This window comes from Streptomyces sp. NPDC005706 (genome assembly GCF_040631045.1).
In the GTDB taxonomy this organism is placed as follows: domain Bacteria; phylum Actinomycetota; class Actinomycetes; order Streptomycetales; family Streptomycetaceae; genus Streptomyces.
In genome coordinates this window covers 1-26,742 of the sequence record NZ_JBEXYS010000003.1, presented here as the reverse complement: position 1 = coordinate 26,742, position 26,742 = coordinate 1, and the positions used below count along the sequence as shown (strand labels likewise).

The window sequence follows — 26,742 nt, the reverse complement described above, 5'->3', positions numbered from 1 at the left end:
GAAGAGTGTGGTGCATACACACGTCGACATTCCGCATGTGCGAAAGGTTGCATGGCGACGTGAAGGAATGGTGTCCCTCTCGGCGGCGGCCGGAACCCGCAGGCGGCTGCGGCGGTGCATGGGCAACGCGAGGGGTGGGCTGACGCGTTCGAGTGACGTTCTGCTGCGCCTGGGACTTGCGGCAGTCCGCGGAGGTACGCCGGAAGCGCCGTCTCCCAGCCGTCAACTGAACCGGATTTCGATGCCGTACGTATCTCCCGGCGTGGAAGGATCGCTCACCGTGAGCGCTACGGAGATCCACTCAGCCATGTCCGCCATGTCCGTGAACCGCACCGTCCTGCGTCGGGCCGGAACCGTCGTCGCCCTGAGCGCCGTCGGTGTTCTCGCCGCGGCCGGTGTCGCGTCCGCCCATGTCACCGTCCACCCGGAGAGCTACGCCAAGGGAGCCACGGACGGAGTGCTGACCTTCCGGGTGCCCAACGAGGAGGACGGGGCCTCCACCAGCAAGGTTCAGGTCTTTCTGCCGACCGGCCATCCTGTCCTCGGAGTTCTCGTTCGTCCGCGGGACGGGTGGACGCCGAAGGTGACCACCACCAAGCTGAAGACACCGGTGAAGACCGACGACGGGACCATCACCGAGGCCGTCTCCCAGATCACCTGGACCGGCGGGAAGATCGGCGCGGGGGAGTACGAGGACTTCGACGTCGCGTTCGGCGAACTGCCGGACAACACGGGTAAGTTGACGTTCAAGACGCTGCAGACCTACTCCGACGGCAAGGTCGTCCGGTGGATCGAGGCGCCCAGCGGCGGGGAGGAGGCGGACGATCCGGCGCCCACGCTCAAGCTGACGGAGGGCGACGGGGAGGACGCGGCCCCCGCGGCCGCGAAGAGTGAGGACACCGGCGGTGTGAAGGCGGCCGACGGGAGCGACGGCACCGCTCGGGGGCTGGGGATCGGTGGGCTTGTCGTAGGTGTGCTGGGGCTGGCCGCGGCCGCCTTCGCCATCGTGCGCGGTCGGTCCCCGAAGACGGACGCCTAGCCGGCCCGGATCAGCGGCGGATCAGGCCCAGGTCCGTCGCCGTGGCCACGGCGGCCGTGCGGGAGTCGACGCCGAGTTTGGTGTAGGTGCGGGCCAGGTGGGACTTGACGGTGCCCTCGGTGAGGTGGAGCCGTCGGCCGATCGCCTGGTTGGAGAGGCCCTGCGCGACCAGGGTCAGGACCTCCGTCTCGCGCCGGGTCAGGGCGACGGCCGGGGTGCGGAGGCGGTTCATCAGGCGGTCGGCGACGGTCGGGGCCAGTGCGGTGCGGCCGGCGGCGGCCGTGCGTACCGCCGCCGCCAGTTCCTCGGGGTGGGCGTCCTTGAGGAGGTAGCCGGTGGCGCCGGCCTCGATGGCGGGCAGCGTGTCCGCGTCGGAGTCGTAGGTGGTGACGATCAGGACCCGCGGTGCGCCGGGACGGGCGGTGATGCGGGCCGTGGCCTCGGCACCGCCCATGCCTCCGCCGAACTGCAGGTCCATCAGGACGACGTCGACGTCGCCCTCGGCGGCGCGGGTGACCGCGTCCTCGGCCGTGGCCGCCTCGGCCATGACGACGATGCCGGGCTCGGTCTCCAGCACGGCGCGCAGCCCCGCCCGTACCACCGGGTGGTCGTCGGCCAGCAGCAGGCGGATGGGACTGCTGCCGGACGTGACTGGACCGGGGTCGTCGGGCATGGCAGAGCTGGGCTTGCCGGACACAGCCGGGCCCGGGCTGCCGGGTGCGGCAGGGCTGGAGTCGCCGGATTCGGCCGGGCTGGGGCTGTCGGTCATGGGTGGGCCTCGGGTTGCTCAGGAAGGTCCGGCTGCTCGGGTTCGCCGGCGTCGGGCGCGTTCGCGCGTGGGTTCAGGGGGAGCCGGGCGGACAGGGATGTGCCCCGGCCGGGGGAGGAGTCGACGGTGAGGGTGCCGCCCAGCGCGCGCATGCGGGCGCGCATCGCGGCGAGGCCGAAGCCGCCGTCGTCCGGGTCAGGGGGCGGCAGCAGCGCGGGGTCGAAGCCGGTGCCGTCGTCGGCGATGTCCACGGCGACATGGTCGTCGAGGTGGGTGAGGGTGACGTCCGCCGTGCCGGCGCCGGCGTGGCGGACGGTGTTGCCGAGTGCGGACTGGGTGATCCGCAGGAGGGCGACCTCGTGCGCGGTGGGCAGGGGGACCGGGGTGCCGGCCACGTGGAAGCGGACGGTGAGGGGGTGGCGGGCGGAGGTCGTGGCGCACAGGCGCTCCAGCGCGTCGGCCAGTGTGGTGCCCTCCAGGGCCGGCGGGGTGAGGGCGGCGACGAATCGGCGGGCCTCGGCGAGGTTGTCCACGGCCGCCTGACGAGCCTGGTCCACATGGCGCGCGGCGGCGTCGGGCCGCCCGGGCAGGGCGCGTTCCGCGGCACGCAGCAGGAGCTGGATGCTGGACAGGCCCTGTGCGAGAGTGTCGTGGATCTCGCGGGCCAGGCGTTCGCGTTCGGCGAGCACCCCGGCGGTGTGCTGGGCCCGGGCCAGGTCGGCGCGCGTGGCGGTCAGTTCCTCGATCAGCCGGCGGCGCTGCTCGCTCTCCCGGTACAGGGCCTGGTACCCCCACACCACGGCGACGGCCACGGCGGCGCCCAGCGCCGGGCCGATCACCATGGCGACGCTGAAGGCGTGCTGGTGGGCGGCGAAGGCCGTGATCGCCGCGACCGAGGTCGCCACGACCGCCGCAAGCGCGGTCCGGCGCGGCAGCAGGTGGAGCTGGAGGAAGTACAGGGGGAAGGCCAGCCAGACGCCGTCGGCGGACAGGGCCAGCAGCACCAGCCAGACGGCGCCGAGGCAGGCCAGCCATACCGTCGCCGGCCGGCGTGACCCGCGTACCCCGGGCAGCAGCGGGCCGGCCGCGTACACCAGGCCGCAGGCCACAGCCGCGGCGACGGTCGCCCCGGGGTGCGGCCCGCCGACGGTCAGCGCCCGCCCGGCGGCCAGCGCGAGCAGGCCGGCGATCAGCAGGTGCAGGCACCAGGCCAGGATCCGGCTGGTCGGGACCGGGGCGGCGGTGGCGGAAGAGGAGTTCACAGTGCGTCCAGGCTACGGAGGCGGACCCCGAGAGGCCTCCATCGAAAGTTACAACCGGGATGCCGTCTTTCCGGCCCGTGAAGTGCGGTCCCTCGCCAGATGCCCGGGTGGGCGGACGTCGGCGACGGTGGGGACGTACCGATTCGACCACGCCTCGGCCGCCCGTCGGCCGCCCGTGGATTACCCGTCGGCCACCCCCGGCCACCGATGCCGATTCCGATGTCGCTGATGCCGACGCCGACGCCGACCGAGAGGACAGGCCACCCCGTGTTCGTCGCCTGGAGAGACCTGAGGTTCGCCAAGGGGCGGTTCGCCCTGATGGGAACCGTCATCGTGCTGATCACCCTGCTGGTCGGGCTGCTGTCCGGGCTGACGGCCGGGCTCGGCAGGCAGAACGTCTCCGCGATCACCGGGCTGCCGGCGGACCGGATAGCCTTCCAGGCCCCCACCGGCGGACAGGGCCTGTCCTACTCGGGTTCCACCGTCACCGCGCGCCAGTGGCGACAGTGGGCCGAGGCGCCCGGCGTCAAGCGTGCCGAACCGCTGGGGATCACCACGACCAGGGCCACCGCCGGGGACCGGAGCACCGCGGTCTCCGCGTTCGGCGTCGAGCCCGGCTCCTCGCTCGCCCCGGACGGCGGACGGATCGACGACCGGTCCGCGGTACTGTCCACCACGGCCGCGGGCGACCTCGGTCTCGCCCCCGGCGGCTCCCTCGTCCTGGCCGGGCACCGGCTGACCGTCGCCGCCGTCCGGGGCGACGCCTCCTTCAGCCACACCCCGGTGATCTGGACCAGTCTGGACACCTGGCGGCGGGCCGCGCCGCCTACGGACACGGCCCACGGCCCCACCGCCACCGTCATCGCGCTGCGCACCACCGCGGGCGCCGAGATCACGGCCACCGACCGGCGGACCGGCACCAGGACGGTCACCACCGGGGACTCGCTCTCCGCGATCGGCTCCTACACCTCGGAGAACGGCTCCCTGCAGCTCATGCGTGGATTCCTCTTCGCCATCTCGGCGCTGGTCATCGGCGCCTTCTTCACCGTGTGGACCATCCAGCGCGGCGGCGACGTCGCCGTCCTCAAGGCGCTCGGCGCCTCCACCGCCGGCCTGCTCAAGGACGCCCTCGGCCAGGCCGTCGTCCTGCTCGTCGGCGGCACCCTGGCGGGCACCGGCATCGCCGCCGCCGTCGGCGCCCTCGTGGCCGGGTCGGACGTGCCGTTCCTGCTCAGCCCCGGCACCGTGCTGCTGCCCGCCGCGGTGATGGTCCTGCTCGGCACCCTCGGCGCCGGCCTGTCCATCCGCCGCATCACCTCCGTCGACCCGCTGACCGCCCTGGGGAGCGCCCGATGAGTCTCGAGCTGACCGACATCACCCTCACCTACGCGGACGGCGACACCCGGCTGACCGCCCTCGACCGAGTCACGCTCCAGGTCCCCAAGGGCAGCCTCACCGCGGTCGTCGGCCCCTCGGGCTCCGGCAAGTCCAGCCTGCTGGCCGTCGCCGCCACCCTGATCACCCCCGACGCCGGGACCGTCACCATCGACGGCACCCCCACCACCGGCCTGAGCCGCGGCGAACTCACCGAGCTGCGCCGTCACCGGATCGGCATCGTCTTCCAGCAGCCCAACCTGCTGCCCTCCCTCACCGCCGCCGAACAGCTCCAGGTCATGGCCCGGATCGACGGACGCGACCCCGGCCGGGCCCGCGGCCGTGCCCTCGAACTCCTCGACGCGGTCGGCCTCGCGGACCAGGCCCACCGACGGCCCCACCAGCTCTCCGGCGGCCAACGCCAGCGCGTCAACATCGCCCGCTCCCTGATGAACGACCCCACCGTCCTGCTGGTCGACGAACCCACCAGCGCCCTCGACCACGAACGCGGCGCCGCCGTCATCGAGCTGATCACCCGGCTCACCCGCCAACGGGCCACCGCCACCGTGCTGGTCACCCACGACCGCGCCCACCTGACCGCCGCCGACCGGATCGCCGAGGTCCACGACGGACGCCTCCGCCGCCCCGCACCGACCGGCTGACGGTGCAGCGAGACGACGGAGGCGCGATGGTGTCACCGGCGCCCTCAGCGCGTCGCCAGCTCCAGCTCCCGTACCAGCGGTTCGCCGACCGCGCCCTCGCCGACCGCGCCCTCGGCGAAGGCCCGCCCGTCGTCCGTACGGGAGCCGCGCCACAGCCACAGCACGTCCCGGCCGAACGACCACACCAGTGAGCCCAGTGACAGCACCACGATCGCCAGGTTCGCCGGGTGCGGCAGCAGTTCGGCGCCGGCCAGCAGCAGGCAGATGCCCTGGAGCGCGGCGACCGTCTTGCGGGCGAAGGACGGCGGCAGCGGGGCGTTCAGCCAGGGGGCGACGCGGGCCGCCGCGACGAACGCGTACCGCATGCCGCCGATCAGCAGGACCCAAGGGCCCTGCTGCGTCGCCACGTACACGCTCAGCACCAGGATCAGGAACGCGTCGACCTCCATGTCGAAGCGGGCGCCGAGCGCGGTGGAGGTGCCGGTGCGGCGGGCCACCTTGCCGTCCACGCCGTCCAGCAGCAGCGCCACGGCGGTCAGGCCGACCAGCAGCGTCACCGGCGGCGCGCTCTCGAAGGAGTCCGCGACCAGCGCGGTCACCCCGCCGACCAGGGTGGCCCGGCCGAGGGTCACCCGGTTGGCGGGGCCGAAGGAGCTGAGCCGGGAGCGGTGCAGGGCGCGGGAGAGGACCGCCCAGGTGGCGAACGCGAAGACCAGCCCCGTCAGCCAGCCGGCCGGCCCCATGCCGATCGCCGAGCCGAGCAGGGCGAGCAGCAGGAGCTGTACGCCCGCTCCGACAGCGGTCTCCTGCTGGAGCCTCGCGTCATACGTGTTGTTCAGGGCCACCGCACATCCTCCGGCCGAGTGACAGAGTCGATCAACGCCGCGTACTGTGCGCGGCCTGTGCACATCTCGGTACGTGAACAACTTCCCGATCGTTCAGGAGGATGCCGATGAACCGGTCGGCCCGCGCGTTCTGGCTGAGCTCCCCGGGCGCCGGTGAGCTTCGCGACGTCACCCTCGCGGAGCCGGGCGAGGGCGAGGTCCTGGTCCGCACGCTGTACTCCGGAGTGAGCCGCGGCACGGAGACACTGGTCTTCCGCGGCGGGGTGCCGGACTCCCAACACGGCGTGATGCGGGCGCCGTTCCAGGAGGGCGACTTCCCCGCGCCGGTGAAGTACGGCTACCTGAACGTCGGCGTCGTCGAGGAGGGTCCGCGGGAGCTGACCGGCCGTACGGTCTTCTGTCTGTATCCGCACCAGTCCCGCTACGTCGTTCCGGTGAACGCCGTGACCGTGGTGCCCGACCGGGTGCCCGCCGAGCGGGCCGTGCTCGCCGGGACCGTGGAGACCGCCGTGAACGCCCTGTGGGACGCGGCGCCCCTGATCGGCGACCGGATCGCGGTGGTCGGCGGGGGCATGGTGGGCTGCTCGGTCGCCGCGCTGCTCGCCCGCTTCCCCGGCGTACGGCTGCAGCTCGTCGACGCCGACCCGGTCCGCGCCAGGACCGCCGAGGCGCTCGGCGCAGAGTTCGCCACCCCCGACACCGCCCTCGGCGACTGCGACCTCGTGGTGCACGCCAGCGCCACCGAACAGGGCCTCACCCGTTCCCTGGAACTCCTCGCCCCCGAGGGCACGGTCGTCGAACTGAGCTGGTACGGCGACCGGCGCGTCGCCCTGCCGCTGGGCGAGGCCTTCCACTCCCGCCGGCTCACCGTGCGCAGCAGCCAGGTCGGCACCGTCTCACCGGCCGCCCGCGCCGGCCGCGGCTACGCCGAGCGGCTGGCGCTCGCCCTCGACCTGCTCGCCGACCCGGCCCTCGACGCCCTCATCACCGGCGAGAGCGCCTTCGAGGAGCTGCCGGAGCTGATGCCCCGGCTCGCCTCCGGCGAGATCCCGGCCCTGTGCCACCGCATCACCTACCCCGGCAGCGGCCGGCCCGGTCAGGACGGCAGCGGCCTGACCTGAGAAAAGAGTGAGAGGAGGCTGAACACGGGGAAGCGAGGAGCCGTACTACTCGGCAATCCCCCGGCAGGTGACCGCCGGGGGCATCAGACGCGCCGCACCTGGAGGGTCGTCCGTTGTTCAGCATCACCGTCCGCGATCACATCATGATCGCCCACAGCTTCCGCGGCGAGGTGTTCGGGCCCGCGCAGCGCCTGCACGGCGCCACGTTCCTGGTGGACGCCACGTTCCGCCGTGAACAGCTGGACGAGGACAACATCGTTGTCGACATCGGTCTGGCCACCCAGGAACTGGGCGCCGTCGTCGCCGAGCTGAACTACCGCAACCTCGACAACGAGCCGGAGTTCGCCGGGATCAACACGTCCACCGAGTTCCTGGCCAAGGTCATCGCCGACCGGCTCGCCGAACGCGTCCACAAGGGCGCCCTCGGCGAAGGTGCCAGGGGCCTGGCGGGACTCACCGTCGCCCTGCACGAGTCGCACATCGCCTGGGCGAGTTACGAGCGTGCCCTGTGACGGAGACGACCGTGGAGCCCACCCGGACGACCGTGGAGACCGCCGGTACGGCGGTGAAAACCAGCGGGGCGACCGTGAAAACCAGCGGGACGACCGCGGAGACCACGCAGAAGGCGCGGCTCGCCTACGTGCCCGCGCAGCCCACCGCTCTCGAGAACGTCGGGATCATCCCCATGTCCCTGCGCACCGTGCACTTCGTCATGCCGGGCGGTGTCGACGACCCGGCCGCGCCGAGCGGCGGCAACGCCTACGACCGCCGGGTCTGCCTGGACCTGCCGGGCTTCGGCTGGCAGGCCGTGCGGCACGCCGTGCCCGGCAGCTGGCCGCGCCCCGGCCGCGCCGACCGTGACGTGCTCGCCCGCACCCTGCGGGAACTCCCGGACGACACCGTCGTCCTGCTCGACGGCCTGGTCGCCTGCGGCGTGCCGGAGATCGTCGTCCCCGAGGCGGAGCGGCTGCGCCTCGCGGTGCTGGTGCACCTGCCGCTCGGCGACGAGACCGGCCTGGACCCGGCCGTGGCCGCCGCCCTGGACGCCCGCGAACGCGTGGTGCTGCGGGCGGCGGGCGCGGTGATCGCCACCAGCGACTGGGCCGTCCGCCGGATCGTCTCCCACCACGGCCTCGCCCCGCAGCGGGTGCACGTCGCCGCCCCCGGCGCCGACATCGCCCCCCTCGCCCCGGGCACCGACGGCGTCTCCCGGCTGCTCTGCGTCGCCGCCGTCACCCCGCGCAAGGGCCAGCACCGGCTGGTGGAGGCGCTGGCCGCGGTGACCGACCTGCCGTGGAGCTGTGTGTGCGTCGGCGGGCTCACCCAGGACCCGGAGTACGTCGACCGGTTGCGCGGCCTGATCCGCGAACGCGGCCTCGACGAACGGCTGCTGCTCGCCGGGCCCCGGGCCGGCGCCGAACTCGACGCGGCGTACGCGTCGGCCGACCTGATGGTCCTCACCTCGTACGCGGAGACCTACGGCATGGCCATCACCGAGGCGCTCGCCCGCGGGGTCCCGGTGCTGGCGACCGACGTCGGCGGGGTGTCCGAGGCGGTCGGCCGCGCCCCCGACGGCGGCGTCCCCGGCATCCTCGTCCCTCCGGAGGACCCGGCGGCGCTCGCCGCCGAACTGCGCGGCTGGTTCGGGGAACCCGATGTGCGCCGCCGGCTGAAGGCCGCGGCCCGCGGCCGCCGTGCGGCACTCGACGGCTGGGCGACGACCGCCCGCAGCCTGGCCGGAGTCCTCGGCCGGCTCCCCGAGGCACCGAGGAGGGCGGCATGACGGACACACGGACGGTGACCGGGGGCATCCCGGCCCAACCAGGGGCTGACGCAGCGCAGTTCGTGCCGGACGGTGAGGAGGCCGCGATGGGTACCGATGCACGCGAGAGCGACCCGGCCGGTGCGATCGCCGGTGCCGGGCCCGTCACCGGCCCCGGCGAACAGGCCACCGTGCGGCTGCGGGACGGTGAGCCGCAGGAGCCGCCGCGGTACGCGCCCGAGTGGCTGCGGCTGCGGGAACTGGCCGACGCGGCGGCGCGCGCCCAGGAGTTGCTGGACCTGCTGCGGATCCGGCTGGCCGAACGGTCCGGCGGGGAGGGCGGTTCGGCCGTGCACGACCTGGGCTGCGGCACGGGCTCGATGGGCCGCTGGCTGGCGCCGCGGCTGGACGGCGCCCAGCACTGGGTCCTGCACGACCGCGACCCGTACCTGCTGCACTTCGCCGCCGTGGGCTCCCCGCGCGCCGCCGCCGACGGCAGCCGGGTGACGGTCGAGACCCGGCGCGGTGACGTGGGCCGGCTCACCCCGGACGCGCTGAACGGGGCCGGACTGGTTACCGCCTCCGCGCTGTTGGACGTCCTCACCCGCGAGGAGATCGACACTCTCGCCACAGCCTGCGTCGGCGCAGGCTGCCCGGCGCTGCTCACCCTCTCCGTCGCGGGCCGGGTCGAGCTCACCCCGTCGGACCCGCTGGACGCCGAGATCGCCGACGCGTTCAACTCCCATCAGCGGCGCGACGGGCTGCTCGGGCCGGACGCGGTCACCGTGGCCTGCGAGGCGTTCGCCGAACGCGGGGCGACCGTACGGGTGCACCCGAGCCCGTGGCGACTGGGCCCCGAGGAGTCCGCGCTGACCGCCGAGTGGCTGCGGGGCTGGGTGGGCGCGGCCGTCGAGCAGCGGCCCGAGCTGTCCGAGCGCGCCGAGCGCTATCTGCGCGAGCGGCTGGCCGCCTGCGAGGCCGGTGAGTTGCGGGTCGTGGTCCACCACAGCGATCTGCTCGCGCTGCCCAAGCCGGCGGGCGGGGCGTCGTCATGAGCGGACAGGCGGTGGAGACCGGCGCGAGGCCGCGCCGGGGGAGGGCGGTGAAACCCCGCCTGGAGCGGGTGATCCCGCACGCGCGGGTCCGGGGGGTGCGGGGCGGTGCCACGGCTCACGCGGTGAGCGCGGTGCCGGCACCGCAGCAGCCGCCCGCCCCCGGGACCGCGCGGCGCGACGCCCCTCACCGCCTGTTCCGCAGACTCAACTCCCGTGCTGTCCGCACCCACTTCGGCACCGTCGCCGGTGTGGCCATCGTCGCCGGGCTGCTGTGGCGGCTCGGTACCGGGGTGCTGCTCGACGGGCTGCGGCGGATCGACTCGGTGTCGCTGCTGCTGGCCCTGGGAATCGGGGTGGTCACCACCGTGTTCAGCGCGTGGCGCTGGCAGTTGGTGGCCCGGGGTTTGCGCATCCGGCTGCCGTTCGGAGCGGCCGTGGCCGACTACTACCGGGCGCTGTTCCTCAACGCGGCCCTGCCCGGCGGGGTGCTGGGCGATGTGCACCGGGCGGTCCGGCACGGGCAGAGCGCCGGTGACATCCGGCGCGGGGTGAAGGCGGTCGTGCTGGAGCGGGTCGCCGGGCAGGTCGCGCTGGCCGTGTTCGGCGCGGTCGTCCTGGTGGTCCTGCCGTCGCCGGTCCGGGACGAAGTACGGGCGCTCGCGGCGCCGGTGGCGCTGGCCGGGGTGGGCGCGCTCGCCGTCGTACTGGCCGTCCGGCTGAACCGCGCGCCCGCTCGCCGCGGCGGCGCGCTGCGCTCCGCGCTCGGCGAGGCCCGCCGGGGGCTGCTGTCGCGCGGGGCCGGTCCCGGGGTCGCGCTGTCCTCCGCCGTCGTACTGGCCGGGCACGTGGCGATGTTCGTCGTCGCGGCCCGGATCGCCGGATCGGCCGCGTCCGTAGCGGTGCTGCTGCCGATCGCCGTGCTCGCCCTGGTCGCGATGGGGCTCCCGCTGAACGTCGGCGGTTTCGGCCCCCGCGAAGGCGTCACCGCCTGGGCGTTCGGTGCCGCCGGGCTCGGCGCCAGCAGCGGGGTGGCGGTCGCCGTGGTGTACGGGGTGCTGAGCTTCGTCGCGAGCCTGCCCGGGGCGGCCGTACTCGTCGCCCGCTGGTACGCCGGGCTGCGCGGCTACCCCCGTACCGGAGCCGGGCCGGAGTCCGAGGTGAGCAGCTCGAAAAGCGCGCCGAACGACTCCATCAGCCCGGCCAGCAGTTCCTTCCCCTTCTCCGCGGAACCCAGGGAAGGGCGGCCGATGACGCCCGATTCGGTGTAGGCGGACATTCCCACGGTGAGGAGATGACGACGGTCGTCAGCGGTGAAATCGGCGGACTCGTAACCAGGGCGGACGAATTCGGGATGAGCGTGCAGCAGAATGGAGGTCTCGATCTCGCCCGCGTGCATGTCGGTGAGCAGGGAGGTGAGCACTCCGGAGCGCTGCCGCGCCGCCTCCCAGTCCTCGGCGGCCGGGAACAGCGCCATCCGCTCCCCGCGCGCCGAGGCCTCCTGAACGACGTTGCCCAGCACGTAGTTGCCGCCGTGGCCGTTCACCACGACCAGCGTCCCGACACCCGAGCGGCGCAGCGAGTCGGCGATGTCCCGGACCACCGCGTGCAGGGTCACCGAGGAGATGCTGACGGTCCCGGGCCAGTCCGCGTGCTCGTGCGAACAGCCGATCGTCACGGGCGGAAGGAGGTGCACCGGATACGCGCCGGCGATCTCCCGGGCCACGGCACAGGCGACGAGCGTGTCGGTCGCCAGCGGAAGGAAGGGGCCATGCTGTTCGAAGCTGCCGACGGGAAGGAGGGCGACCTGTGTTGAAACGCCCGCCCCCCGCATCCGTACGTCTTCCGTAGTGTCCGCCGGTACCACCCCGAAGCCGGCCGTACGCGCGCCCGAACCACTCATCTTTCCCGGCCCTTCGTCTCTGCTTAGGAATCAGATCATGACAGAAAACCTCGGTGTCCTCGGCGAGAAGTCCTCGCGGCGCTCGGGCGCGGAACGCGTCGTCAACGCGCCGCTGCCCACCGTGTACGGGCAGTTCCAGGCGATCGGCTACCTGGACCACGACCGCGGTGACGAGCAGGTCGCCCTCGTGTACGGGGAGATCGGGACGGAGAACGTGCTGACCCGGCTGCACTCGGAGTGCCTCACCGGGGACGCGTTCGGCTCCCGGCACTGCGAGTGCGGCGACCAGCTGGCCTCGGCGCTGCGCGCGGTGGTCGCCGAAGGCAGCGGCATCGTCGTCTACTTGAGGGGACACGAGGGCCGGGGCATCGGCCTGCTGGGCAAGCTGCGTGCGATGGCGCTGCAGGCGGAGGGCCTGGACACGGTCGAGGCGAACCTGGCGCTCGGCCTGCCCGTCGACGCCCGGGACTACGGCGTCGCCGCCGAGATCCTGCGCGACCTCGGGGTGCGGTCGGTCCGGCTGATGTCCAACAACCCGCGCAAGCGGGAGGCGCTGGTACGGCACGGCATCCAGGTCGCCGAGCAGGTGCCGCTGCTGATCGAGCCGTGCGAGAGCAACATCACCTATCTGCGGACCAAGCGCGAGCGCCTGGACCACATCCTGCCCCACCTGGACGCGGTCGCTCACGGGTCGTGAGCGGGCGGGGCGGGGGCGGGGCGGGCGACCGACGACGACGTCCCGCCCGGCCCCCCGGTTCCCTCCGTTCCCTTTGCCTTCAGCTGTGCTGTCCGATGCGGTCGACCACCTGGATGTCCTTGAGGGTCCTGGTCTCGTAGAAGTAGTTGGTCTGCTTCCACTCGCCGTGAATCCTCTTCGGCGAGCTGCCCTTGGTGCGCAGGCCCAGGTAGTCGTACGTCCTGGGGTCGAAGAGGAACGTGAACGACGCCTGCGGGTGCGAGACCCCGACGGCCTTGCGGCCGGCGACGTCCGCCTCGTCGTAGTCGAGCCGGATGCGGGGCAGCTTCGACAGCGCCTCGAAGGCGCCGGCCTGCAGGCCGGGGGGCATGACACGGGGGCCCATCAGCAGCATGCACCCCTCGAAGAAGGCCATCATGTCGCTGTTGGGCGCGCTGTCGTTGCCCCGGAAGCGGGCCAGGAGCTTGTCGGGGTCCGTCGGCATCTCCTGGAGCTTGGAGTAGACGGTGGGAGGCCATCTCACCTCGTGCTTGCCGAGCGGGGGGTCGTGGTGGACCTTCCCGTACTCCTGGCGCAGAGACGGCTTCGAGCCGTCCACGGACATCCAGCTCTGGTCGGTCCACGTCCTGGTGGGCCCGCCCTTCACCGGTACCCGGGTGATGTAGGTCCGGGTGTAGAAGTACTGGTCGTCGCGGGGTACGGGCAGGTCGCTGCCCGCGGCGCGTGACCTGTCGGCGGCCTTGCGCAGCACGTCCGCCGCGCTGACCGCGTTCAGACGTGGCGCGCGGTCGTGTCCGCCGTCGAGTGCCACGACCACGACGCCCGCGGCCGCCGCCGCCATGCCGGCGTACGCGGTGCGGAGCACGATCCGCCTGCTCAGCCGGCCCGCCCGGGGCGCGACGCCGCCGGACTCCTCCGCCATGGCGGCCTCCAAGCGGGCCCGGGCGGCGGCGCGTGCCTGGTCGGACGGCCCCTGCTGGTCGGTGTCCCACGCGCGCACCGTCGTCAGTTCATCCATGATCGGTCCCCTTCTCAGGTGCGGTCGAGGTGGTCGGTTCCGGGCCGCCGAGGGCCCGGCGCAGCTTGGTGCGGGCCCGGTGGAGTCGGGAGCGCACCGTGCCGACGGGCAGGTCCAACGCCTGGGCGGCCTCCGCGTAGTCGAGCTCTCCCCAGGCGATGACCAGCAGCACGTCCCGGTAGCGGGCGGGCAGTTCGGCGAGGGCGCCGGCCAGGGTGCCGTGCGCCTCCGTGGAGCCGAGGCCGCCCCCGATCCCGTCCTCCGGGCCCGCCTGCTCTCCTCGCCCCTCCGACAGCGACGCCATCCGGGACAGCGCCCGAAGCCGGCGCGCCTCGTCCCGGCGGTGACGGCCGATCAGGTTGGTGGCGATCCCGTACAGCCAGGGCCGCGCGTGCGGGTGGGACAGGTCGTAGCGCCGCCGCCGCTGGAAGGCGGTCACGAAGGTCTCGGCCATCAGGTCGTCGGCGGTGTCGGAGCCCAGGCGCCGGGCGATGTAGCGGTGGATGTCGTCGGCGTAGCGGTCGAAGATCACGGCGAACGCGTCGGGAGTCTCCCAGGACCGCTCGATGACCGAGCCGTCGGAGGTGCCGCTCGCGTCCGCCGCCAAGGCGGACGCGGCACCGGTGGCGGGCAGAAGGGTCATGTTCCACCTCTGCGATTCATGTCGCGTCCTCGGGTCTCGGAGACATGGTCACCTGCTGTTCGCCGATGGCCGTCCACGAGTTCCAGGCAGGGGAGTGATGTACGTCACAGGGCACAGGTGTCCATCAGGGCGGCAGCGTGCCCCGTTCTGATCCGATGACATGGAGGAAGGTGGTGCGGGGGTGTGACAAGGGTCAGTCGAGCAGGGATTCGTGCACCAGGCGGCGCAGGTCCGGGAAGACCTTCAGGTTCTTCGGGCGGACCTGGGTCATGAACTGGACGGTCAGGTCGTGGGCCGGGGCGACCCAGAAGGCGGTGGTGGCGACGCCGGTCCAGCCGTAGGTGCCCTGGCTGGTCGGGGCGAGGGTGCGGGTCGGGTCGACGACGACGGAGACGTTGAAGCCGAAGCCGAGGCCCGCGTTGGAGCGTTCCTGGTGGACGGGGGCGCCGAAGGAGTCGAGTTGGGCGCCGCCGGGCAGTTGGTTGGCGGTCATGCGGGCGACCGACCCGGGCGACAGCAGGCGGATGCCGTCCAGCTCGCCGCCCCGGCGCAGCATCTCCATGAACCGGTGAAAGTCCCCGGCGGACGCGACCAGGCCGCCGCTGCCGGACAGGAACAGCGGCCGGCCCCGTACCGGCAGCCCAGGGACCGGTGTGATGCCGCCGTCCTCCGTCTCGCCGTACAACTCGGCCAGTCGGTCGCACTGTTCGTCGGTGATGTGGAACCCGGTGTCCGTCATGCCGAGCGGACGGAGGATCCGCTCGGCGAAGAACTCGTCCAGCGGCTGCCCGGAGACGACCTCGATCACCCGGCCCAGCACATTGGAGGCGACGGAGTAGTTCCACCGCGTGCCCGGCTCGAACTGCAGCGGCATGCGCGCGTACACCTCGACGGTCTCGGCGAGGTCCTTGCCCGGCGGCACCGAGTACTCAAGGCCCGCCTCGCGGTACAGCGCGTCGACGGGGTGCTTGTAGTAGAACCCGAAGGTCAGGCCCGCCGTGTGGGTCAGCAGATGCCGAATCAGGATGGGGCCACGGGCCGGGCGGGTGCGCAGGTCCGCGCCCGAGCCGCCCTCATGGACCCGAGGGGCCGCGAACGCGGGCAGATGCCGTTCGAGCGGGTCGTCGAGGGACAGACGGCCCTCCTCCACCAGCAGCAGCACCGCGACGGCGGTGACCGGCTTGGTCATGGAGTAGATCCGCCACAGGGTGTCCGCCCCGACCGGGAGCCCGGCGGCGCGGTCCCGGTGGCCGTAGGCGGTGAGGTGGGCGACGCGGCCGCCGCGCGCCACGGAGACCAGGTAACCGGGCAGCCGCCCCTCGTCGACGAGGCGGGCGAAGTGCCGGTCCAGGCGGTCGAGCGCCTCGGGGTCCAGACCGGCCTCACCCGGGTCGGCTTCCTGCCGCAGCTCTGCCATCGCTCTCCTCCGGTCGCGTCGTACCCGCGCGGCACGACCGGCATTCCCGCCGGACCGGCCGCACGGTCTCATCGTCGCGCAGGAACGCCGGGAGGGACCCCGTCCGCCGTGGTGTGTGTGATCGACACGACGCCCCGCCCCGGCAGCGCGCGGGCCATCGGCACGGCGGCCGCGGCCGCCCCGGCGAGCACCAGCAGCGCGGTCCCCGCTCCCGCGCCCATCAGTGCGGTGCCCGCCGCCACCCCCACCACGGGCCCGACGTTCAGCGCCGTCTGCTGCAGCCCGCCCGCCACCCCGGCCACCGCCACGTCCGCACGCCGTACGACGACATGGGTGGCCGCCACCATCACCGTGCCGAACCCGGCGCCCAGCAGCGCGAAGGCACCACCCTGGGCGAGTGCTCCGGTGGCCCGGGACAGGACGAGCACGCCCACCGCGATCACCGCCGTCGCCGCGGCCACCGCGCACCGTGCGCCCACCCGGCGCAGCAGCGGCGGGCACAGCGGCGCGGACACCACCATCAGCACCGCCAGCGGTACACCGCGCAGCGCGCTGTCGAACGGATCGAGACCGAGCCGGCGCTGCAGGACGTATGTCTCGACGAACAGGGTGCCGAACATGGAGGCCGACACGGTGACGAGGACACCGAGCGCCGCGCCGGCCGCCGGTGAGCCGATCACCTGGGGCGGCAACAGCGGACTCGCCGCCCGCCGTTCGTGCCGGACGAACGCGGCACCGGCGAGCACGGCGCCCCCCAGCCCGGCCGCCGTGGCCGTCGTCGTGGCGGGGAGCGCGACCAGGGTGTGCACGAGACAGGCCAGGGACACGGCCAGGAGCAGGGCGCCCGGTACATCGAGCGGGTCCCGGCTCACCGGCGGCCGTTCCGGTCCCCGCCGGACCAGGGCCGTCAGCCCGAAGCCAACCGCCGGCAGCACGCTCAGGAAGAACACCGCCCGCCAGCCGAGACCGCTCACCAGCGCCCCGCCAAGCAGCGGGCCGACGGCGGCCGCCAGTCCGATCGCGCTGGTGCGCACCGCGAGCGGCGTCGCGAGCCGGTCCGGCGGGAAGGCGGCGCGCAGCATGCCGAGCGTGGCGGGCTGCAGCAGCGCCCCGAACACCCCCTGCGCCGCGCGCAGTCCGATCACCCAGCCGATCCCGGGCGCGAGTCCGATGCCCGCCGACACCACTCCGAACCCCAGCATGCCGACGGCGAACATCCGGCGCTGTCCGTACCGGTCACCGAGCCGCCCCGCGAACACCAGCAGGCTCGCCACCGCCACGAGATACGCGGTGCTGGTCCACTGCACCTGCGCGTACGACGCGTGCAGCGCCCGCTGCAGGGAGGGCTGTGCGACGGTGAGGACCGTGCCGTCCAGGGCGACGAGCACGGCGCCCGCCACACTGCTCGCCAGCGTCGACCTGCGGTTCACCGGGCGCCCGCCGGGCCCAGATGAGCGAGCAGGGCCGCGTCCAGCAGGGGCGTGAAGTCGTCGGCACCCGTGGCGAGTTGCAGACTTCCCCAGCGCCACAGCTGGGCGATGCCGTGCAGGTTCGCCCACAGGGCACCGGCCACCCGCCGGGCGTCCGCTTCCGGCCTGATCCGGCCGGTCAGCTCCGTGAGCAGCCCGAAGAGGGGCAGGCTGGTGTCCCGAAGACCCAAGTGGCCGCTTTCCAGCAGATCGTGACGGAACATCAGCTCGTACATGCCGGCGTTGTCGAGGGCGAACGCCAGATAGGTCCGGGCGAGTGCCGTAACCCGCTCGCGCGGATCGGGCCCGGCTCCGTCAAGGGCCGCCCGTACCCGGTCGGCCAGGTCGGCGAAGCCGCGGCCGGCGATCGCCGACAGCAGTTCGAGATGAGTGGGGAAGTAGCGCCGGGGTGCCCCGTGCGACACCCCGGCCCGGCGGGCGATCTCCCGCAGCGTCAGTGCCTGTGCCCCCTCGGCGGCCACCAGTGCCACTCCGGCGTCGACCAGGCGGGTCCGCAGGCCCGAGTCGGGATCAGCTGTCATAGACACTGTCTACCAGGTGCCCGTAGACAGTGTCTACTCGTCTTCCGTTCCGTGCTGAGAGTGGGAATGCGCGGCCCGCCCCGGTGAGTTGACCCAGGTATGACTCAGGACGACACGCAGGACGACGCACTGCTCAAGCTGCTCGGTGAGGGACACGGCGGGGTGCTGGTCACCCTGAAGAGGGACGGCCGGCCCCAGCTGTCCAACGTCGCCCACGTCTTCTATCCGGACGAGCGGATCATCCGGGTCTCGCTCACCGACGACCGCGCCAAGACCCGCAATCTGCGGCGCGACCCCCGCGCGTCCTACCACGTCACCACCGCCGACCGGTGGGCCTACGCGGTCGCCGAGGGCACCGCCGAGCTCTCGCCCGTCGCCCGGGACCCGCACGACGAGACCGTCGAGGAACTGGTCCGGCTCTACCGGGACGTCTCCGGTGAGCACCCGGACTGGGACGACTACCGGGCCGCCATGGTCCGCGACCGCCGGCTCGTGCTGCGGCTGCGCGTCGAGCGGGCGTACGGCATCCCGAAGCGCTGAGCTACGGCGTCGCCGCGGCGGTCCGCGCCTCGATCGCCCGCAGCACCGCCACCATGTCCTCGCCGCCGTGTCCCAGTGACACCGTCTCCTCGAACAGGGCGTGACAGGCGTCCAGCAGCGGCGAGGCCAGGTGTGCCCTGCGGGCCGCCTCGGCGATGAGCCGGTTGTTCTTCAGCACGTCCAGGGCGGCCGCCTGCACCCCGAAATCCCGCTCGCGCAGCTTCGGCGCCTTCATTCGCGACACCCCGCTGGCCATGGGGCCGGCGTCCACCACGTCCAGGAACAGGCCCGGATCGAGCCCCTGCCGCCCGGCGAAGTGGAACGCCTCGGCCAGCCCGGTCGCCAGAGTGATCAGGAAGAGGTTCACGGACAGCTTCATCAGCAGCGCGTTCGGCGCCGCACCGCACACGAACGTCTCCCGGCACAGGGGTGCGAGCAACGGTCGTACGACGTCGACGGCGGACTCCTCGCCTGCCAGCATGGCGACCAGCCGTCCCTGCTCCGCCGGGACGCGGGACCCCGAGACGGGCGCCTCGACATACCGGCCGCCGACCGCCCGGACGTCGGCCTCCAGGGCGCGGGAGTACTCGGGCGAGGTCGTGCCCATGTGGACGACGACGCGCCCGGCGACCCGAGTGGCGAAGCCGGGGGTGCCGCGACCGAGGACGGCGTCGGCCGCGGCCTCGTCGGCGAGCATCAGCAGTACCACCTCCGCCCGCGCGAACACCCCGGCGGCGTTCGCCGCGACGCCGGCGCCCGCCGCTCGCAGCGGCTCGGCCCGCCCCGGCGTCCGGTTCCACACCACCAGCGGCGTGCCGGATGCCGCCAGCCGCAGCGCCATGGGCCGGCCCATCACTCCCAGACCGATGAAACCGACGTTCGCGACGTTCACGGGGCGCCCCTCACTCCGGCGGAGTTCCGCGCGGGACCTCCGGATCGACTATGACCGTCGTCATAGTAGCGGCCGTTATGACGCCGGTCATAGAGTGAGGGTGAGGGTGATCGGAGGTCCGTCATGGCGGAGTCGCGGTACGGACCGCGCGAGCGGATGGTGTTCAGCGCGGCCCAGCTGATCCGGCGGGACGGGGTCGCCGCGACCGGAATGCGGGACGTCGCCGCTCTCGCCGGGGCACCGCGCGGCTCGCTCCAGCACTATTTCCCGGGCGGCAAGGAGCAACTGGTCAACGAGGCCGTGGCATGGGCCGGCCGGTACGCCGGCAAGCGCGTCGCCCGCTTCGTCGCGGGCCTCGAAGAGCCCGCGCCGAGCGCGCTGTTCGCGGCGATGGCCGCGCAATGGACGGACGAGTACCGGGTGGACGGCTTCGCCGCCGGCTGCCCGGTCGCCGCCGCGACCGTGGACCGCGCGTCGTCGGGCAGCTCCAATCGCGAGGCGGCGGCGAGCGCGTTCGCGGCCTGGCGCGGCCCGGTGGCCGAGGCGCTGACCGGCATGGGCGTCCCGGCGGCACGCGCGGACTCCCTGGCCACCTTGATGATCAGCACCCTGGAGGGCGCGATCCTGATGGCCCGCGCCGAGCGGGACGTCCGTCCGCTGGAGACGGCGGTCCGCGAACTGGGCCCCCTGCTCGACGCGGCGGCGAGCCGCTCCCAGTGAGGCCACGGCCCCCGGTCGTCAGGGGCGTCAGCCCTCCGCCCTCGCGAGCGCTGCGGGCACTCGCGCTGGTGAGTCCGCTGGCGGTCGTGGGGCGCCGGCCCTTGGCCTGGTGAGGCCTTGCGGTCCTTCGCCCCGGCGAGTCCGTGCGCCCGCACTCGTGGGGCGGCAGCCCTTCGCCTTGGTGAGGCCTTGCGGTCCTTCGTTCTGGTGGGCCCGATTGCTGGCGCTCGTGGCGCGTCAGCACTCCGCTCTCGCGAGGCCACGAGCTCCTTCGCCCCGGCGAGTCCGCGCGCCCGCACATGTGGGGCGGCAGCCCTCCGCCTTCGCGAAGCGGCGGCCCTGCGCCCTCGTGAGACCGCCCCCCTTGCCCGTGACAGCGCGGTGCAGCGCGCCGCAGGGCCCCGGAGCCGTCCGGAGCCCTGGCCGGGGGGCTCAGGCCGACACCGTCTCCGGGTGCGGCTCCTTGCGGGCCGTTCGCTCGCCCAGCAGGTCCGACGGGACCTTGTGGGTCTCGCGGGCGGAGAGCGCCGCGAGGGTCGGCGGGACGCACAACAGCGCGGTGAACAGGGCCACCGCCGACCAGTCGGCACCGCCCGGACCGGCGATCTCCGCGGCGAAGGTGACCGCGAAACCGGCCACCGCGAAGCCGATCTGGGTGCCGATGGCCATGCCGGACAGCCGGACCCGGGTCGCGAACATCTCGCCGTAGAACGCGGGCCACACCCCGTTCGCGGCGCTGTAGACGATGCCGAACGCGACGATCCCGAGGACGAGGGTCAGCGGATAGGAGCCGGTGGAGATCGCCCAGAGGTAGCCGGCCATCGCCGCCGCGCTGCCCACCGTGCCGACCAGGTACACCGGACGGCGTCCGATCCGGTCGGACAGCGTCGCCCACAGCGGGATCGCGGCCAGGGCCACGACATTGGCCAGCGCCCCCACCCACAGCATCGACGTACGGGACATGCCGACCGCGTCGCTGGTCGCGTACGCCAGCGCCCACACCGTGAAGATCGTGCTCACCGAGGCGACCAGCGCGCCCGCGATCACCCGCAGCACGTCCGCCCAGTGCTCGCGCAGCAGCACCGCCAGCGGCAGCCGGACCACGCCCTCGGTCGCCGCCTGCCGGGCGAAGGCCGGGGTCTCCTCCAGCCGGCGCCGGATGCCGTAGCCGACGACCGCGACCGCCACGCTCAGCCAGAACGGAACCCGCCAGCCCCAGGACAGCAACTGGTCCTCGGGGAGCTGGGCGACCGGGATGAAGACCAGGGTGGCGATGAGCTGGCCGCCCTGCGTGCCGCTGAGCGTGAAACTGGTGAAGAAGCCCCGCCTGCCCGGCGGCGCGTGTTCGAGGCTCATGGAACTGGCGCTGGCCTGTTCGCCCGCCGCCGAGATCCCCTGCAGGACCCGGCACAGCACCAGCAGGACCGGGGCGAGTCCGCCGGCCTGGGCGTGGGTGGGCAGACAGCCGATCAGGAACGTCGACAGGCCCATCAGGAGCAGCGTGAAGACCATGATCTTCTTGCGGCCGAGGCGGTCGCCGAAGTGCCCGAGGAACAGCGCGCCGACGGGCCGAGCGGCGTAGGCGACGCCGAACGTGGCCAGCGACAGCAGGGTCGCGGTGGCCGGGTCGGAGGCGTCGAAGAACACCTTCGGGAAGATCAGCGCGGCGGCGCTTCCGTAGATGAAGAAGTCGTAGTACTCGAGCGCGCTGCCGATCCAGGCGGCCAGGGCGGCCTTCCTGGGCTGGCCGGGCGGGGCCTCGGCCGGGGCTGGGGCGGGGACGGACACGGCGGTGCTCCTTCGGGGAGACTCCACCCTCCGGACGGCAGGGGGAGTGAGCGGCGGGGCGAAGGGCCGGATCACGGCTGCTAATTAACCCACTGGATAGTTAGTCGTGATGGGTGGGATGTTGCGCCCGCGTTTCCCCGCTGTCAAGGGCCCGTGCGCGGCTCCGGCCGCCGTGGCCGGGGGGCGGGCGCGACTCGCGGTCGCCCCCGGGGGCCGCGGCTCAGTCCGCGGCCCGCTCCGCCGTGAGGTAGGCGATCACCATGTCGCCGAGCATGGCGCGGTAGTGCTCGCGCTGTGCCGGGTCGACGAGGTCGCGGCCGAACAGCGCGCCGAAGGTGTGCCGGTTGGCGACCCGGAAGAAGCAGAACGAGCTGATCATCGCGTGCAGGTCGACGGCGTCCACATCGGCCGTGAACAACCCCGACTCCTGCCCGGCGGCCAGGATCCGGCGGATCACCTCGAGGGCCGGGGAGCCGATCCGTCCGAGCTTCTCCGAGGCGGCGATGTGCTCGGCGCCGTGGATGTTCTCGATGCTGACCAGGCGGATGAAGTCCGGGTGCAGTTCGTGGTGGTCGAAGGTCACCTCGGCCAGCCGCCGGATCGCCGCGACCGGGTCCAGGTGCTCGACGTCGAGCTGCTGCTCGGCCTCGCGGATCACGCCGTAGGCCCGTTCCAGCACGGCCGTGAAGAGCTGCTCCTTGCCGCCGAAGTAGTAGTAGATCATCCGCTTCGTGGTGCGGGTGCGGGCCGCGATCTCGTCCACCCGGGCGCCGTCGTAGCCGGCCCGGGCGAACTCCTGGGTCGCCACGTCGAGGATCTCGGCCTGGGTGCGGGCGGCGTCCCGTGTCCGCCCGCCGGGTCGTACCGGTTCGTCGACGCTGGTCATCGGGTTCCTTCGGGCGTAGGGCCAGTGCCGGTGATTCTAGAAGCAGGGGTGGGGCGGGCCGTAGGGGTCTTCCCGAAGACGGCCACTGCTGATATAGCTAACGTACTAGTTCGTACATTAGTGAGCGTGCCGGGAGGGCTTCGTGGCCAAGGACTCGTATCTCGTCGGGCTGATCGGTTCCGGCATCGGCCCGTCGCTCAGTCCGGCCCTGCACGAACGGGAGGCCGACCGCCAGGGGCTGCGCTACCTGTACCGGACCATCGGCATCGACACCCTCGGCGTCCCGCCGGAGGCGGTCGGCGACCTCGTCCGGGCCGCCCGCGACCTGGGGTACGACGGGCTCAACATCACCCACCCGTGCAAGCAGCTCGTCGTCCCGCACCTGGACGGGCTCGCCCCGCAGGCCCGGGCCCTCGGCGCGGTCAACACGGTCGTCTTCGGCGAGGACGGGCGCGCCGTCGGCCACAACACCGATGTCACCGGGTTCGCCGCCGCCTTCGCGCGCGGCCTTCCGGACGTGTCACTGGAGCGCGTCGTGCAGCTCGGCGCGGGCGGCGCGGGCGCGGCGGTCGCCCACGCCACCCTCACCCTCGGAGCCGGGCGGGTCACCGTCGTCGACGCCCTGCCGGAGCGGGCCGCCGCCCTCGCCGGCTCCCTGAACCGGCACTTCGGCGACGGCCGGGCGGTCCCGGCCACCCCCGACCGCCTGGCACACCTGCTGACCGGCGCCGACGGCATCGTGCACGCCACCCCCACCGGCATGGCCGCCCACCCGGGCCTGCCGCTCCCCGCCGAGCTGCTGCGTCCGCGGCTGTGGGTCGCGGAGGTCGTCTACCGCCCGCTGGAGACCGAGCTGCTGTGTGCCGCCCGGGCGGCGGGCTGCGCCACCCTCGACGGCGGTGGCATGGCCGCCTTCCAGGCCGCCGACGCGTTCCGGCTCTTCACCGGCCGGGAACCCGACAGCGCGCGGATGCTCGCGGACCTCACCGAGCTGGCCGGCGCCGTGACCACGCCGAAGTAGCGGACCACGCCGAAGTAGCGGACCACGCCGAAGTAGCGCCGAACGCCCCCGTCGCCGCCCGGCGCGGCGCCCGAAACAGCCCCGACGCAGAGAGGCACCCGGATGCGTACGTCCATCGCCACCGTCTCACTGAGCGGCTCGCTCACCGAGAAGCTCACCGCCGCCGCCCGGGCCGGTTTCGACGGGGTGGAGATCTTCGAGAACGACCTGCTCGCCAGCCCGCTCACCCCCGAGGAGATCCGGGCCCGCTGCGCCGACCTCGGCCTCACCATCGACCTCTACCAGCCGATGCGCGACGTAGAGGCGGTGCCGGAGGCCGATTTCGGCCGCAACCTGCGCCGCGCCCGGCACAAGTTCGAGCTGATGAACCGGCTCGGCGCGGACACCGTCCTGGTCTGCTCCAGCGTCTCCCCGCACGCCGTGGACGACGACTCGCTCGCCGCCGGCCAGCTCGGCCGGCTGGCCGACCTGGCGCGGGAGTTCGGCATCCGGGTCGCCTACGAGGCGCTGGCCTGGGGGCGGCACGTCAACACCCACGAGCACGCGTGGCGCATCGTCGAGGCGGCCGGCCACCCGGCGCTCGGCACCTGCCTGGACAGCTTCCACATCCTCTCCCGCGGCTCCGGCCCCAAGGACCTCGAAGGCATCGCGGACATCCCCGGCGAGAAGATCTTCTTCCTCCAGCTGGCCGACGCCCCGCTGCTCGCCATGGACGTCCTGCAGTGGAGCAGGCACTACCGGTGCTTCCCCGGCCAGGGCGGCTTCGATCTGGCGAACCTGCTCGGGCACGTGCTGCGCACCGGATACGCCGGACCGCTCTCGCTGGAGGTCTTCAACGACGTCTTCCGGCAGGCCGACGCCGGCCCGACCGCCGTGGACGCCCACCGTTCCCTGCTGCTCCTGCAGGAGGCCGCCGGCGTGGCGGAGCTGCCCGCGCCCGTGGTACCCACCGGGGTCGCCTTCGCCGAACTGCTCACCGCGGACGCCGAACCGGTCACCGCCGTCCTCGCCGCCCTCGGCTTCACCCGCGTCGCCCGTCACCGCGGCAAGCCCGTCGACCTGTGGCAGTCGGGCCGGGCCCGGGTCCTCGTCAACACCGGCCCGGCCGCCCGCCGGGACGGCACCCGGCTCGCCGCGATCGGCCTGGAGTCCCCGGACCCGGCCGCCGCCGCGCGCCGCGCCGAGGCCCTGCTCGCGCCCGCCCTGCCCCGCCACCGCGATCCCGGGGACGCCCCGCTGGAGGCGGTGTCCGCCCCCGACGGCACCGAGTTGTTCTTCTGTGCCACCGAAGGGGATCAGCTCCCGCACTGGCGGGCCGACTTCGAGGACCTGCCGGAACACGGGGCCCCCGCGCCCAGCGCCGTCCGGGTCGACCATCTCGCCCTCACCCAGCCCTGGCACCACTTCGACGAGGCGGCCCTCTTCCACCGCAGCGTCCTCGGTCTCGACGCCGAACAGAGCGTCGACCTCGCCGACCCCTACGGCCTGCTGCGCAGCCGCGCCGTCAGCAACGCCGACGGCAGTGTGCGGATCGCCCTGTCCGTCGGCGCGGCGCCCACCGACGACACCGCGCACGCCCAGCACATCGCGCTCGCCACCGGCGACGTGGTGGCCGCGGCCCGCGCCTTCCGCGCGGCGGGCGGCCGGCTGCTGCCCGTGCCCGCCAACTACCACGACGACCTGGCCGCACGGTACGAGTTCGAGGCCGGCGAACTGCAGACGTACCGGGACCTCGGCATCCTCTACGACCGGGACTCGGGCGGCGCCTTCCGGCACTGCTACACCGTGACCGTCGGCCGGGTCTTCTTCGAACTGGTCCAGCGCGACGCGGGCTACCGGGGCTACGGCGCCGCGAACGCCCCGGTGCGGCTGGCCGCGCAGCACGCCCCGCACTGAACGCACCGCGGCCCGGGTCGCCGTGGACGACCCGGGCCGCTCACGGGGGACGGCGCCGCCGTCGCCCCCGAGGTCAGTCCTTCTTCGCCGCCTCCACGGCGTGGCCGCCGAACTGGTTGCGCAGCGCGGCGATCATCTTCATCTGCGGTGAGTCCTCCTGCCGGGAGGCGAACCGCGCGAACAGCGAGGCGGTGATCGCGGGAAGCGGCACCGCGTTGTCGATGGCGGCCTCGACGGTCCAGCGGCCCTCGCCGGAGTCCTCCGCGTATCCGCGCAGCTTGCCCAGGTGCTCGTCCTCGTCCAGGGCGTTCACCGCGAGGTCCAGCAGCCAGGAGCGGATGACGGTGCCCTCCTGCCAGGAGCGGAACACCTCGCGGACGTTGTCCACCGACTTGACCTTCTCCAGCAGCTCCCAGCCCTCGGCGTAGGCCTGCATCATGGCGTACTCGATGCCGTTGTGGACCATCTTGGAGAAGTGGCCGGCGCCGACCCGGCCCGCGTGGACGTAGCCGTAGGGGCCCTCGGGCTTGAGCGCCTCGAAGATCGGCCGGAGCCGTTCCACGTGCGCCTTGTCGCCGCCGACCATCAGGGCGTAGCCGTTCTGCAGGCCCCACACACCGCCGGAGACACCGGCGTCGACGAAGCCGATGCCCTTGACGCCCAGTTCGGCCGCGTGCTTCTCGTCGTCCGTCCAGCGGGAGTTGCCGCCGTCGACCACCGTGTCGCCCTCGGACAGCAGGTCCTTGAGTTCGTCGACGACGCCCTGGGTGGCGGTGCCGGCCGGGACCATCACCCAGACCGTGCGCGGCGCGTCCAGCTTCTCGACCAGCTCTTCGAGGCTCTTCACGTCGGAGACTTCGGGGTTGCGGTCGTAGCCGATGACGGTGTGGCCGGCGCGGCGGATCCGCTCGCGCATGTTGCCGCCCATCTTGCCGAGACCGATGAGACCGAGCTGCATGATCTATTCACTTCCTGAGAGAACGGTAGGCGGCGACGAGGGCCGTGGTGGACGGGTCCAGACCGGGCACGGCGGCGCCCTCGGTCAGGGCGGGCTCGATGCGCTTGGCGAGGACCTTGCCCAGCTCCACGCCCCACTGGTCGAAGGAGTCGATGTTCCACACCGCGCCCTGCACGAACACCTTGTGCTCGTAGAGGGCGACGAGCTGGCCGAGCACGGACGGGGTCAGCTCGCGCGCGAGGATGGTGGTCGTCGGCCGGTCGCCCGGGAAGGTCTTGTGCGGGACGAGTTCGTCCGGCACGCCCTCCGCGCGGACCTCGTCGGCGGTCTTGCCGAAGGCGAGGGCCTGGGTCTGGGCGAAGAAGTTCGCCATCAACAGGTCGTGCTGGGCCGCGAGTTCACCGCTCAGCTCGTCGACGGGGCGGGCGAAGCCGATGAAGTCCGCCGGGATCAGCTCGGTGCCCTG

25 protein-coding genes and 2 pseudogenes are annotated in these 26,742 nt (G+C 73.3%); 13 read left to right on the top strand and 14 right to left on the bottom strand.

Annotation, left to right across the window (positions count from 1 at the left end; genetic code table 11):
• Positions 1-316: 316 nt before the first annotated feature.
• Positions 317-1,039: a YcnI family protein gene (locus ABZ478_RS06750; RefSeq protein ID WP_359546722.1), complete on the top strand. Its 723-nt coding sequence runs from the start codon at positions 317-319 to the stop codon at positions 1,037-1,039.
• 10 nt (positions 1,040-1,049) lie between these two features.
• Here ABZ478_RS06750 and ABZ478_RS06745 read toward each other — a convergent pair whose 3' ends face one another.
• Both ABZ478_RS06745 and ABZ478_RS06740 read right to left on the bottom strand, forming a co-directional pair.
• The gene (locus ABZ478_RS06745; RefSeq protein ID WP_359546721.1) at positions 1,050-1,712 is read right to left on the bottom strand and encodes a response regulator transcription factor; all 663 of its coding nucleotides are present in this window, start codon (positions 1,710-1,712) and stop codon (positions 1,050-1,052) included.
• Positions 1,713-1,804: 92 nt separating this feature from the next.
• Entirely contained in the window at positions 1,805-3,070 is a 1,266-nt protein-coding gene (locus tag ABZ478_RS06740) for a sensor histidine kinase (protein ID WP_359545972.1), read from the bottom strand.
• Positions 3,071-3,337: 267 nt separating this feature from the next.
• Here ABZ478_RS06740 and ABZ478_RS06735 point away from each other — a divergent pair, with 267 nt between their 5' ends.
• Together ABZ478_RS06735 and ABZ478_RS06730 are read left to right on the top strand one after the other, a co-directional pair.
• Entirely contained in the window at positions 3,338-4,426 is a 1,089-nt protein-coding gene (locus ABZ478_RS06735; protein WP_359546719.1) for an ABC transporter permease, read from the top strand.
• Positions 4,423-5,106: an ABC transporter ATP-binding protein gene (locus tag ABZ478_RS06730; protein ID WP_359545971.1), complete on the top strand. Its 684-nt coding sequence runs from the start codon at positions 4,423-4,425 to the stop codon at positions 5,104-5,106. Before ABZ478_RS06735 ends, ABZ478_RS06730 begins: the two co-directional genes overlap by 4 nt.
• Before the next feature lie 44 nt (positions 5,107-5,150).
• On the opposite strand, the gene ABZ478_RS06725 is transcribed toward ABZ478_RS06730, so the two are convergent.
• Positions 5,151-5,951 carry a CDP-alcohol phosphatidyltransferase family protein gene (locus ABZ478_RS06725; protein WP_359545969.1) on the bottom strand — a complete coding sequence of 267 codons (801 nt, stop codon included), beginning with the start codon at positions 5,949-5,951 and terminating at the stop codon, positions 5,151-5,153.
• Positions 5,952-6,058: 107 nt separating this feature from the next.
• Between ABZ478_RS06725 and ABZ478_RS06720 the strand changes: the two genes are divergently transcribed.
• From ABZ478_RS06720 to ABZ478_RS06700, 5 genes and pseudogenes are all read left to right on the top strand, one after another.
• Complete coding sequence (locus ABZ478_RS06720) at positions 6,059-7,072, top strand: dehydrogenase (RefSeq protein WP_359545967.1); 1,014 nt, start codon at positions 6,059-6,061, stop codon at positions 7,070-7,072.
• Between the two features lie 113 nt (positions 7,073-7,185).
• Positions 7,186-7,584 carry a 6-carboxytetrahydropterin synthase gene (locus ABZ478_RS06715; protein ID WP_359545965.1) on the top strand — a complete coding sequence of 133 codons (399 nt, stop codon included), beginning with the start codon at positions 7,186-7,188 and terminating at the stop codon, positions 7,582-7,584.
• Positions 7,585-7,658: 74 nt separating this feature from the next.
• Positions 7,659-8,855 (top strand): glycosyltransferase family 4 protein, encoded by a 1,197-nt coding sequence (locus ABZ478_RS06710; RefSeq protein WP_359546717.1) that lies wholly within the window; start codon positions 7,659-7,661, stop codon positions 8,853-8,855.
• Complete coding sequence (locus ABZ478_RS06705) at positions 8,852-9,889, top strand: class I SAM-dependent methyltransferase (RefSeq protein WP_359545963.1); 1,038 nt, start codon at positions 8,852-8,854, stop codon at positions 9,887-9,889. Before ABZ478_RS06710 ends, ABZ478_RS06705 begins: the two co-directional genes overlap by 4 nt.
• Positions 9,886-10,959, top strand: a pseudogene (locus ABZ478_RS06700) (lysylphosphatidylglycerol synthase transmembrane domain-containing protein); the annotation flags it as partial. The gene ABZ478_RS06705 and the pseudogene ABZ478_RS06700, both read left to right, overlap by 4 nt.
• Before the next feature lie 53 nt (positions 10,960-11,012).
• Here ABZ478_RS06700 and ABZ478_RS06695 read toward each other — a convergent pair.
• Positions 11,013-11,789 (bottom strand): creatininase family protein, encoded by a 777-nt coding sequence (locus ABZ478_RS06695; protein ID WP_359545961.1) that lies wholly within the window; start codon positions 11,787-11,789, stop codon positions 11,013-11,015.
• Positions 11,790-11,826: 37 nt separating this feature from the next.
• On the opposite strand from ABZ478_RS06695, the gene ribA reads away from it, so the two are divergent.
• The gene (gene ribA, locus ABZ478_RS06690) at positions 11,827-12,486 is read left to right on the top strand and encodes a GTP cyclohydrolase II (RefSeq protein ID WP_359545960.1); all 660 of its coding nucleotides are present in this window, start codon (positions 11,827-11,829) and stop codon (positions 12,484-12,486) included.
• A 79-nt stretch (positions 12,487-12,565) separates the two neighbouring features.
• Here the strand turns inward: ribA and ABZ478_RS06685 are convergent, their stop codons facing one another.
• From ABZ478_RS06685 to ABZ478_RS06665, 5 genes are all read right to left on the bottom strand, one after another.
• On the bottom strand, positions 12,566-13,504 hold the full coding sequence (locus ABZ478_RS06685) for a CU044_5270 family protein (RefSeq protein ID WP_359545958.1): 939 nt from the start codon (positions 13,502-13,504) through the stop codon (positions 12,566-12,568).
• Positions 13,497-14,147, bottom strand: a complete 651-nt coding sequence (locus ABZ478_RS06680) for an RNA polymerase sigma factor (protein ID WP_359545956.1) — start codon at positions 14,145-14,147, stop codon at positions 13,497-13,499. The genes ABZ478_RS06685 and ABZ478_RS06680 overlap by 8 nt, the downstream gene beginning before the upstream one ends.
• A gap of 193 nt (positions 14,148-14,340) precedes the next feature.
• Positions 14,341-15,564: a serine hydrolase domain-containing protein gene (locus ABZ478_RS06675; RefSeq protein ID WP_359545954.1), complete on the bottom strand. Its 1,224-nt coding sequence runs from the start codon at positions 15,562-15,564 to the stop codon at positions 14,341-14,343.
• A gap of 68 nt (positions 15,565-15,632) precedes the next feature.
• Entirely contained in the window at positions 15,633-16,994 is a 1,362-nt protein-coding gene (locus ABZ478_RS06670) for an MFS transporter (RefSeq protein WP_359545952.1), read from the bottom strand.
• Positions 16,991-17,575, bottom strand: coding sequence for a TetR/AcrR family transcriptional regulator (locus ABZ478_RS06665; RefSeq protein ID WP_359545951.1), 585 nt, complete (start codon positions 17,573-17,575; stop codon positions 16,991-16,993). Before ABZ478_RS06665 ends, ABZ478_RS06670 begins: the two co-directional genes overlap by 4 nt.
• A 99-nt stretch (positions 17,576-17,674) precedes the next feature.
• Between ABZ478_RS06665 and ABZ478_RS06660 the strand changes: the two genes are divergently transcribed.
• Entirely contained in the window at positions 17,675-18,115 is a 441-nt protein-coding gene (locus tag ABZ478_RS06660; protein ID WP_359545949.1) for a PPOX class F420-dependent oxidoreductase, read from the top strand.
• A gap of 1 nt (position 18,116) precedes the next feature.
• Here the strand turns inward: ABZ478_RS06660 and ABZ478_RS06655 are convergent, their stop codons facing one another.
• A complete protein-coding gene (locus ABZ478_RS06655; RefSeq protein ID WP_359546716.1) occupies positions 18,117-19,052 on the bottom strand; it encodes an NAD(P)-dependent oxidoreductase in 936 nt (311 codons plus the stop codon).
• Between the two features lie 78 nt (positions 19,053-19,130).
• Here ABZ478_RS06655 and ABZ478_RS06650 point away from each other — a divergent pair, with 78 nt between their 5' ends.
• Positions 19,131-19,727 carry a TetR/AcrR family transcriptional regulator gene (locus ABZ478_RS06650; RefSeq protein ID WP_359545947.1) on the top strand — a complete coding sequence of 199 codons (597 nt, stop codon included), beginning with the start codon at positions 19,131-19,133 and terminating at the stop codon, positions 19,725-19,727.
• A gap of 432 nt (positions 19,728-20,159) precedes the next feature.
• On the opposite strand, the gene ABZ478_RS06645 is transcribed toward ABZ478_RS06650, so the two are convergent.
• Together ABZ478_RS06645 and ABZ478_RS06640 are read right to left on the bottom strand one after the other, a co-directional pair.
• Complete coding sequence (locus ABZ478_RS06645; RefSeq protein ID WP_359545945.1) at positions 20,160-21,515, bottom strand: MFS transporter; 1,356 nt, start codon at positions 21,513-21,515, stop codon at positions 20,160-20,162.
• A gap of 220 nt (positions 21,516-21,735) precedes the next feature.
• On the bottom strand, positions 21,736-22,401 hold the full coding sequence (locus tag ABZ478_RS06640; protein ID WP_358928066.1) for a TetR/AcrR family transcriptional regulator: 666 nt from the start codon (positions 22,399-22,401) through the stop codon (positions 21,736-21,738).
• A 142-nt stretch (positions 22,402-22,543) separates the two neighbouring features.
• Between ABZ478_RS06640 and ABZ478_RS06635 the strand changes: the two genes are divergently transcribed.
• On the top strand, positions 22,544-23,422 hold the full coding sequence (locus ABZ478_RS06635) for a shikimate dehydrogenase (protein ID WP_359545943.1): 879 nt from the start codon (positions 22,544-22,546) through the stop codon (positions 23,420-23,422).
• A gap of 102 nt (positions 23,423-23,524) precedes the next feature.
• Complete coding sequence (locus ABZ478_RS06630) at positions 23,525-25,318, top strand: TIM barrel protein (RefSeq protein WP_359545941.1); 1,794 nt, start codon at positions 23,525-23,527, stop codon at positions 25,316-25,318.
• Positions 25,319-25,391: 73 nt separating this feature from the next.
• On the opposite strand, the gene gnd is transcribed toward ABZ478_RS06630, so the two are convergent.
• Positions 25,392-26,276: a phosphogluconate dehydrogenase (NAD(+)-dependent, decarboxylating) gene (gnd, locus tag ABZ478_RS06625; protein ID WP_359545939.1), complete on the bottom strand. Its 885-nt coding sequence runs from the start codon at positions 26,274-26,276 to the stop codon at positions 25,392-25,394.
• Positions 26,277-26,283: 7 nt separating this feature from the next.
• Positions 26,284-26,742, bottom strand: a pseudogene (locus ABZ478_RS06620) (glucose-6-phosphate isomerase); the annotation flags it as partial.

Coding starts and splice junctions, on each gene's coding strand:
- ABZ478_RS06750 (WP_359546722.1), top strand. CDS start 317: ATGTCCGTGAACCGCACCGTCCTGCGTCGGGCCGGAACCGTCGTCGCC.
- ABZ478_RS06745 (WP_359546721.1), bottom strand. CDS start 1,712: ATGCCCGACGACCCCGGTCCAGTCACGTCCGGCAGCAGTCCCATCCGC.
- ABZ478_RS06730 (WP_359545971.1), top strand. CDS start 4,423: ATGAGTCTCGAGCTGACCGACATCACCCTCACCTACGCGGACGGCGAC.
- ABZ478_RS06720 (WP_359545967.1), top strand. CDS start 6,059: ATGAACCGGTCGGCCCGCGCGTTCTGGCTGAGCTCCCCGGGCGCCGGT.
- ABZ478_RS06705 (WP_359545963.1), top strand. CDS start 8,852: ATGACGGACACACGGACGGTGACCGGGGGCATCCCGGCCCAACCAGGG.
- ABZ478_RS06695 (WP_359545961.1), bottom strand. CDS start 11,789: ATGAGTGGTTCGGGCGCGCGTACGGCCGGCTTCGGGGTGGTACCGGCG.
- ribA (WP_359545960.1), top strand. CDS start 11,827: ATGACAGAAAACCTCGGTGTCCTCGGCGAGAAGTCCTCGCGGCGCTCG.
- ABZ478_RS06685 (WP_359545958.1), bottom strand. CDS start 13,504: ATGGATGAACTGACGACGGTGCGCGCGTGGGACACCGACCAGCAGGGG.
- ABZ478_RS06680 (WP_359545956.1), bottom strand. CDS start 14,147: ATGACCCTTCTGCCCGCCACCGGTGCCGCGTCCGCCTTGGCGGCGGAC.
- ABZ478_RS06675 (WP_359545954.1), bottom strand. CDS start 15,564: ATGGCAGAGCTGCGGCAGGAAGCCGACCCGGGTGAGGCCGGTCTGGAC.
- ABZ478_RS06665 (WP_359545951.1), bottom strand. CDS start 17,575: ATGACAGCTGATCCCGACTCGGGCCTGCGGACCCGCCTGGTCGACGCC.
- ABZ478_RS06660 (WP_359545949.1), top strand. CDS start 17,675: ATGACTCAGGACGACACGCAGGACGACGCACTGCTCAAGCTGCTCGGT.
- ABZ478_RS06650 (WP_359545947.1), top strand. CDS start 19,131: ATGGCGGAGTCGCGGTACGGACCGCGCGAGCGGATGGTGTTCAGCGCG.
- ABZ478_RS06640 (WP_358928066.1), bottom strand. CDS start 22,401: ATGACCAGCGTCGACGAACCGGTACGACCCGGCGGGCGGACACGGGAC.
- ABZ478_RS06630 (WP_359545941.1), top strand. CDS start 23,525: ATGCGTACGTCCATCGCCACCGTCTCACTGAGCGGCTCGCTCACCGAG.
- gnd (WP_359545939.1), bottom strand. CDS start 26,276: ATGCAGCTCGGTCTCATCGGTCTCGGCAAGATGGGCGGCAACATGCGC.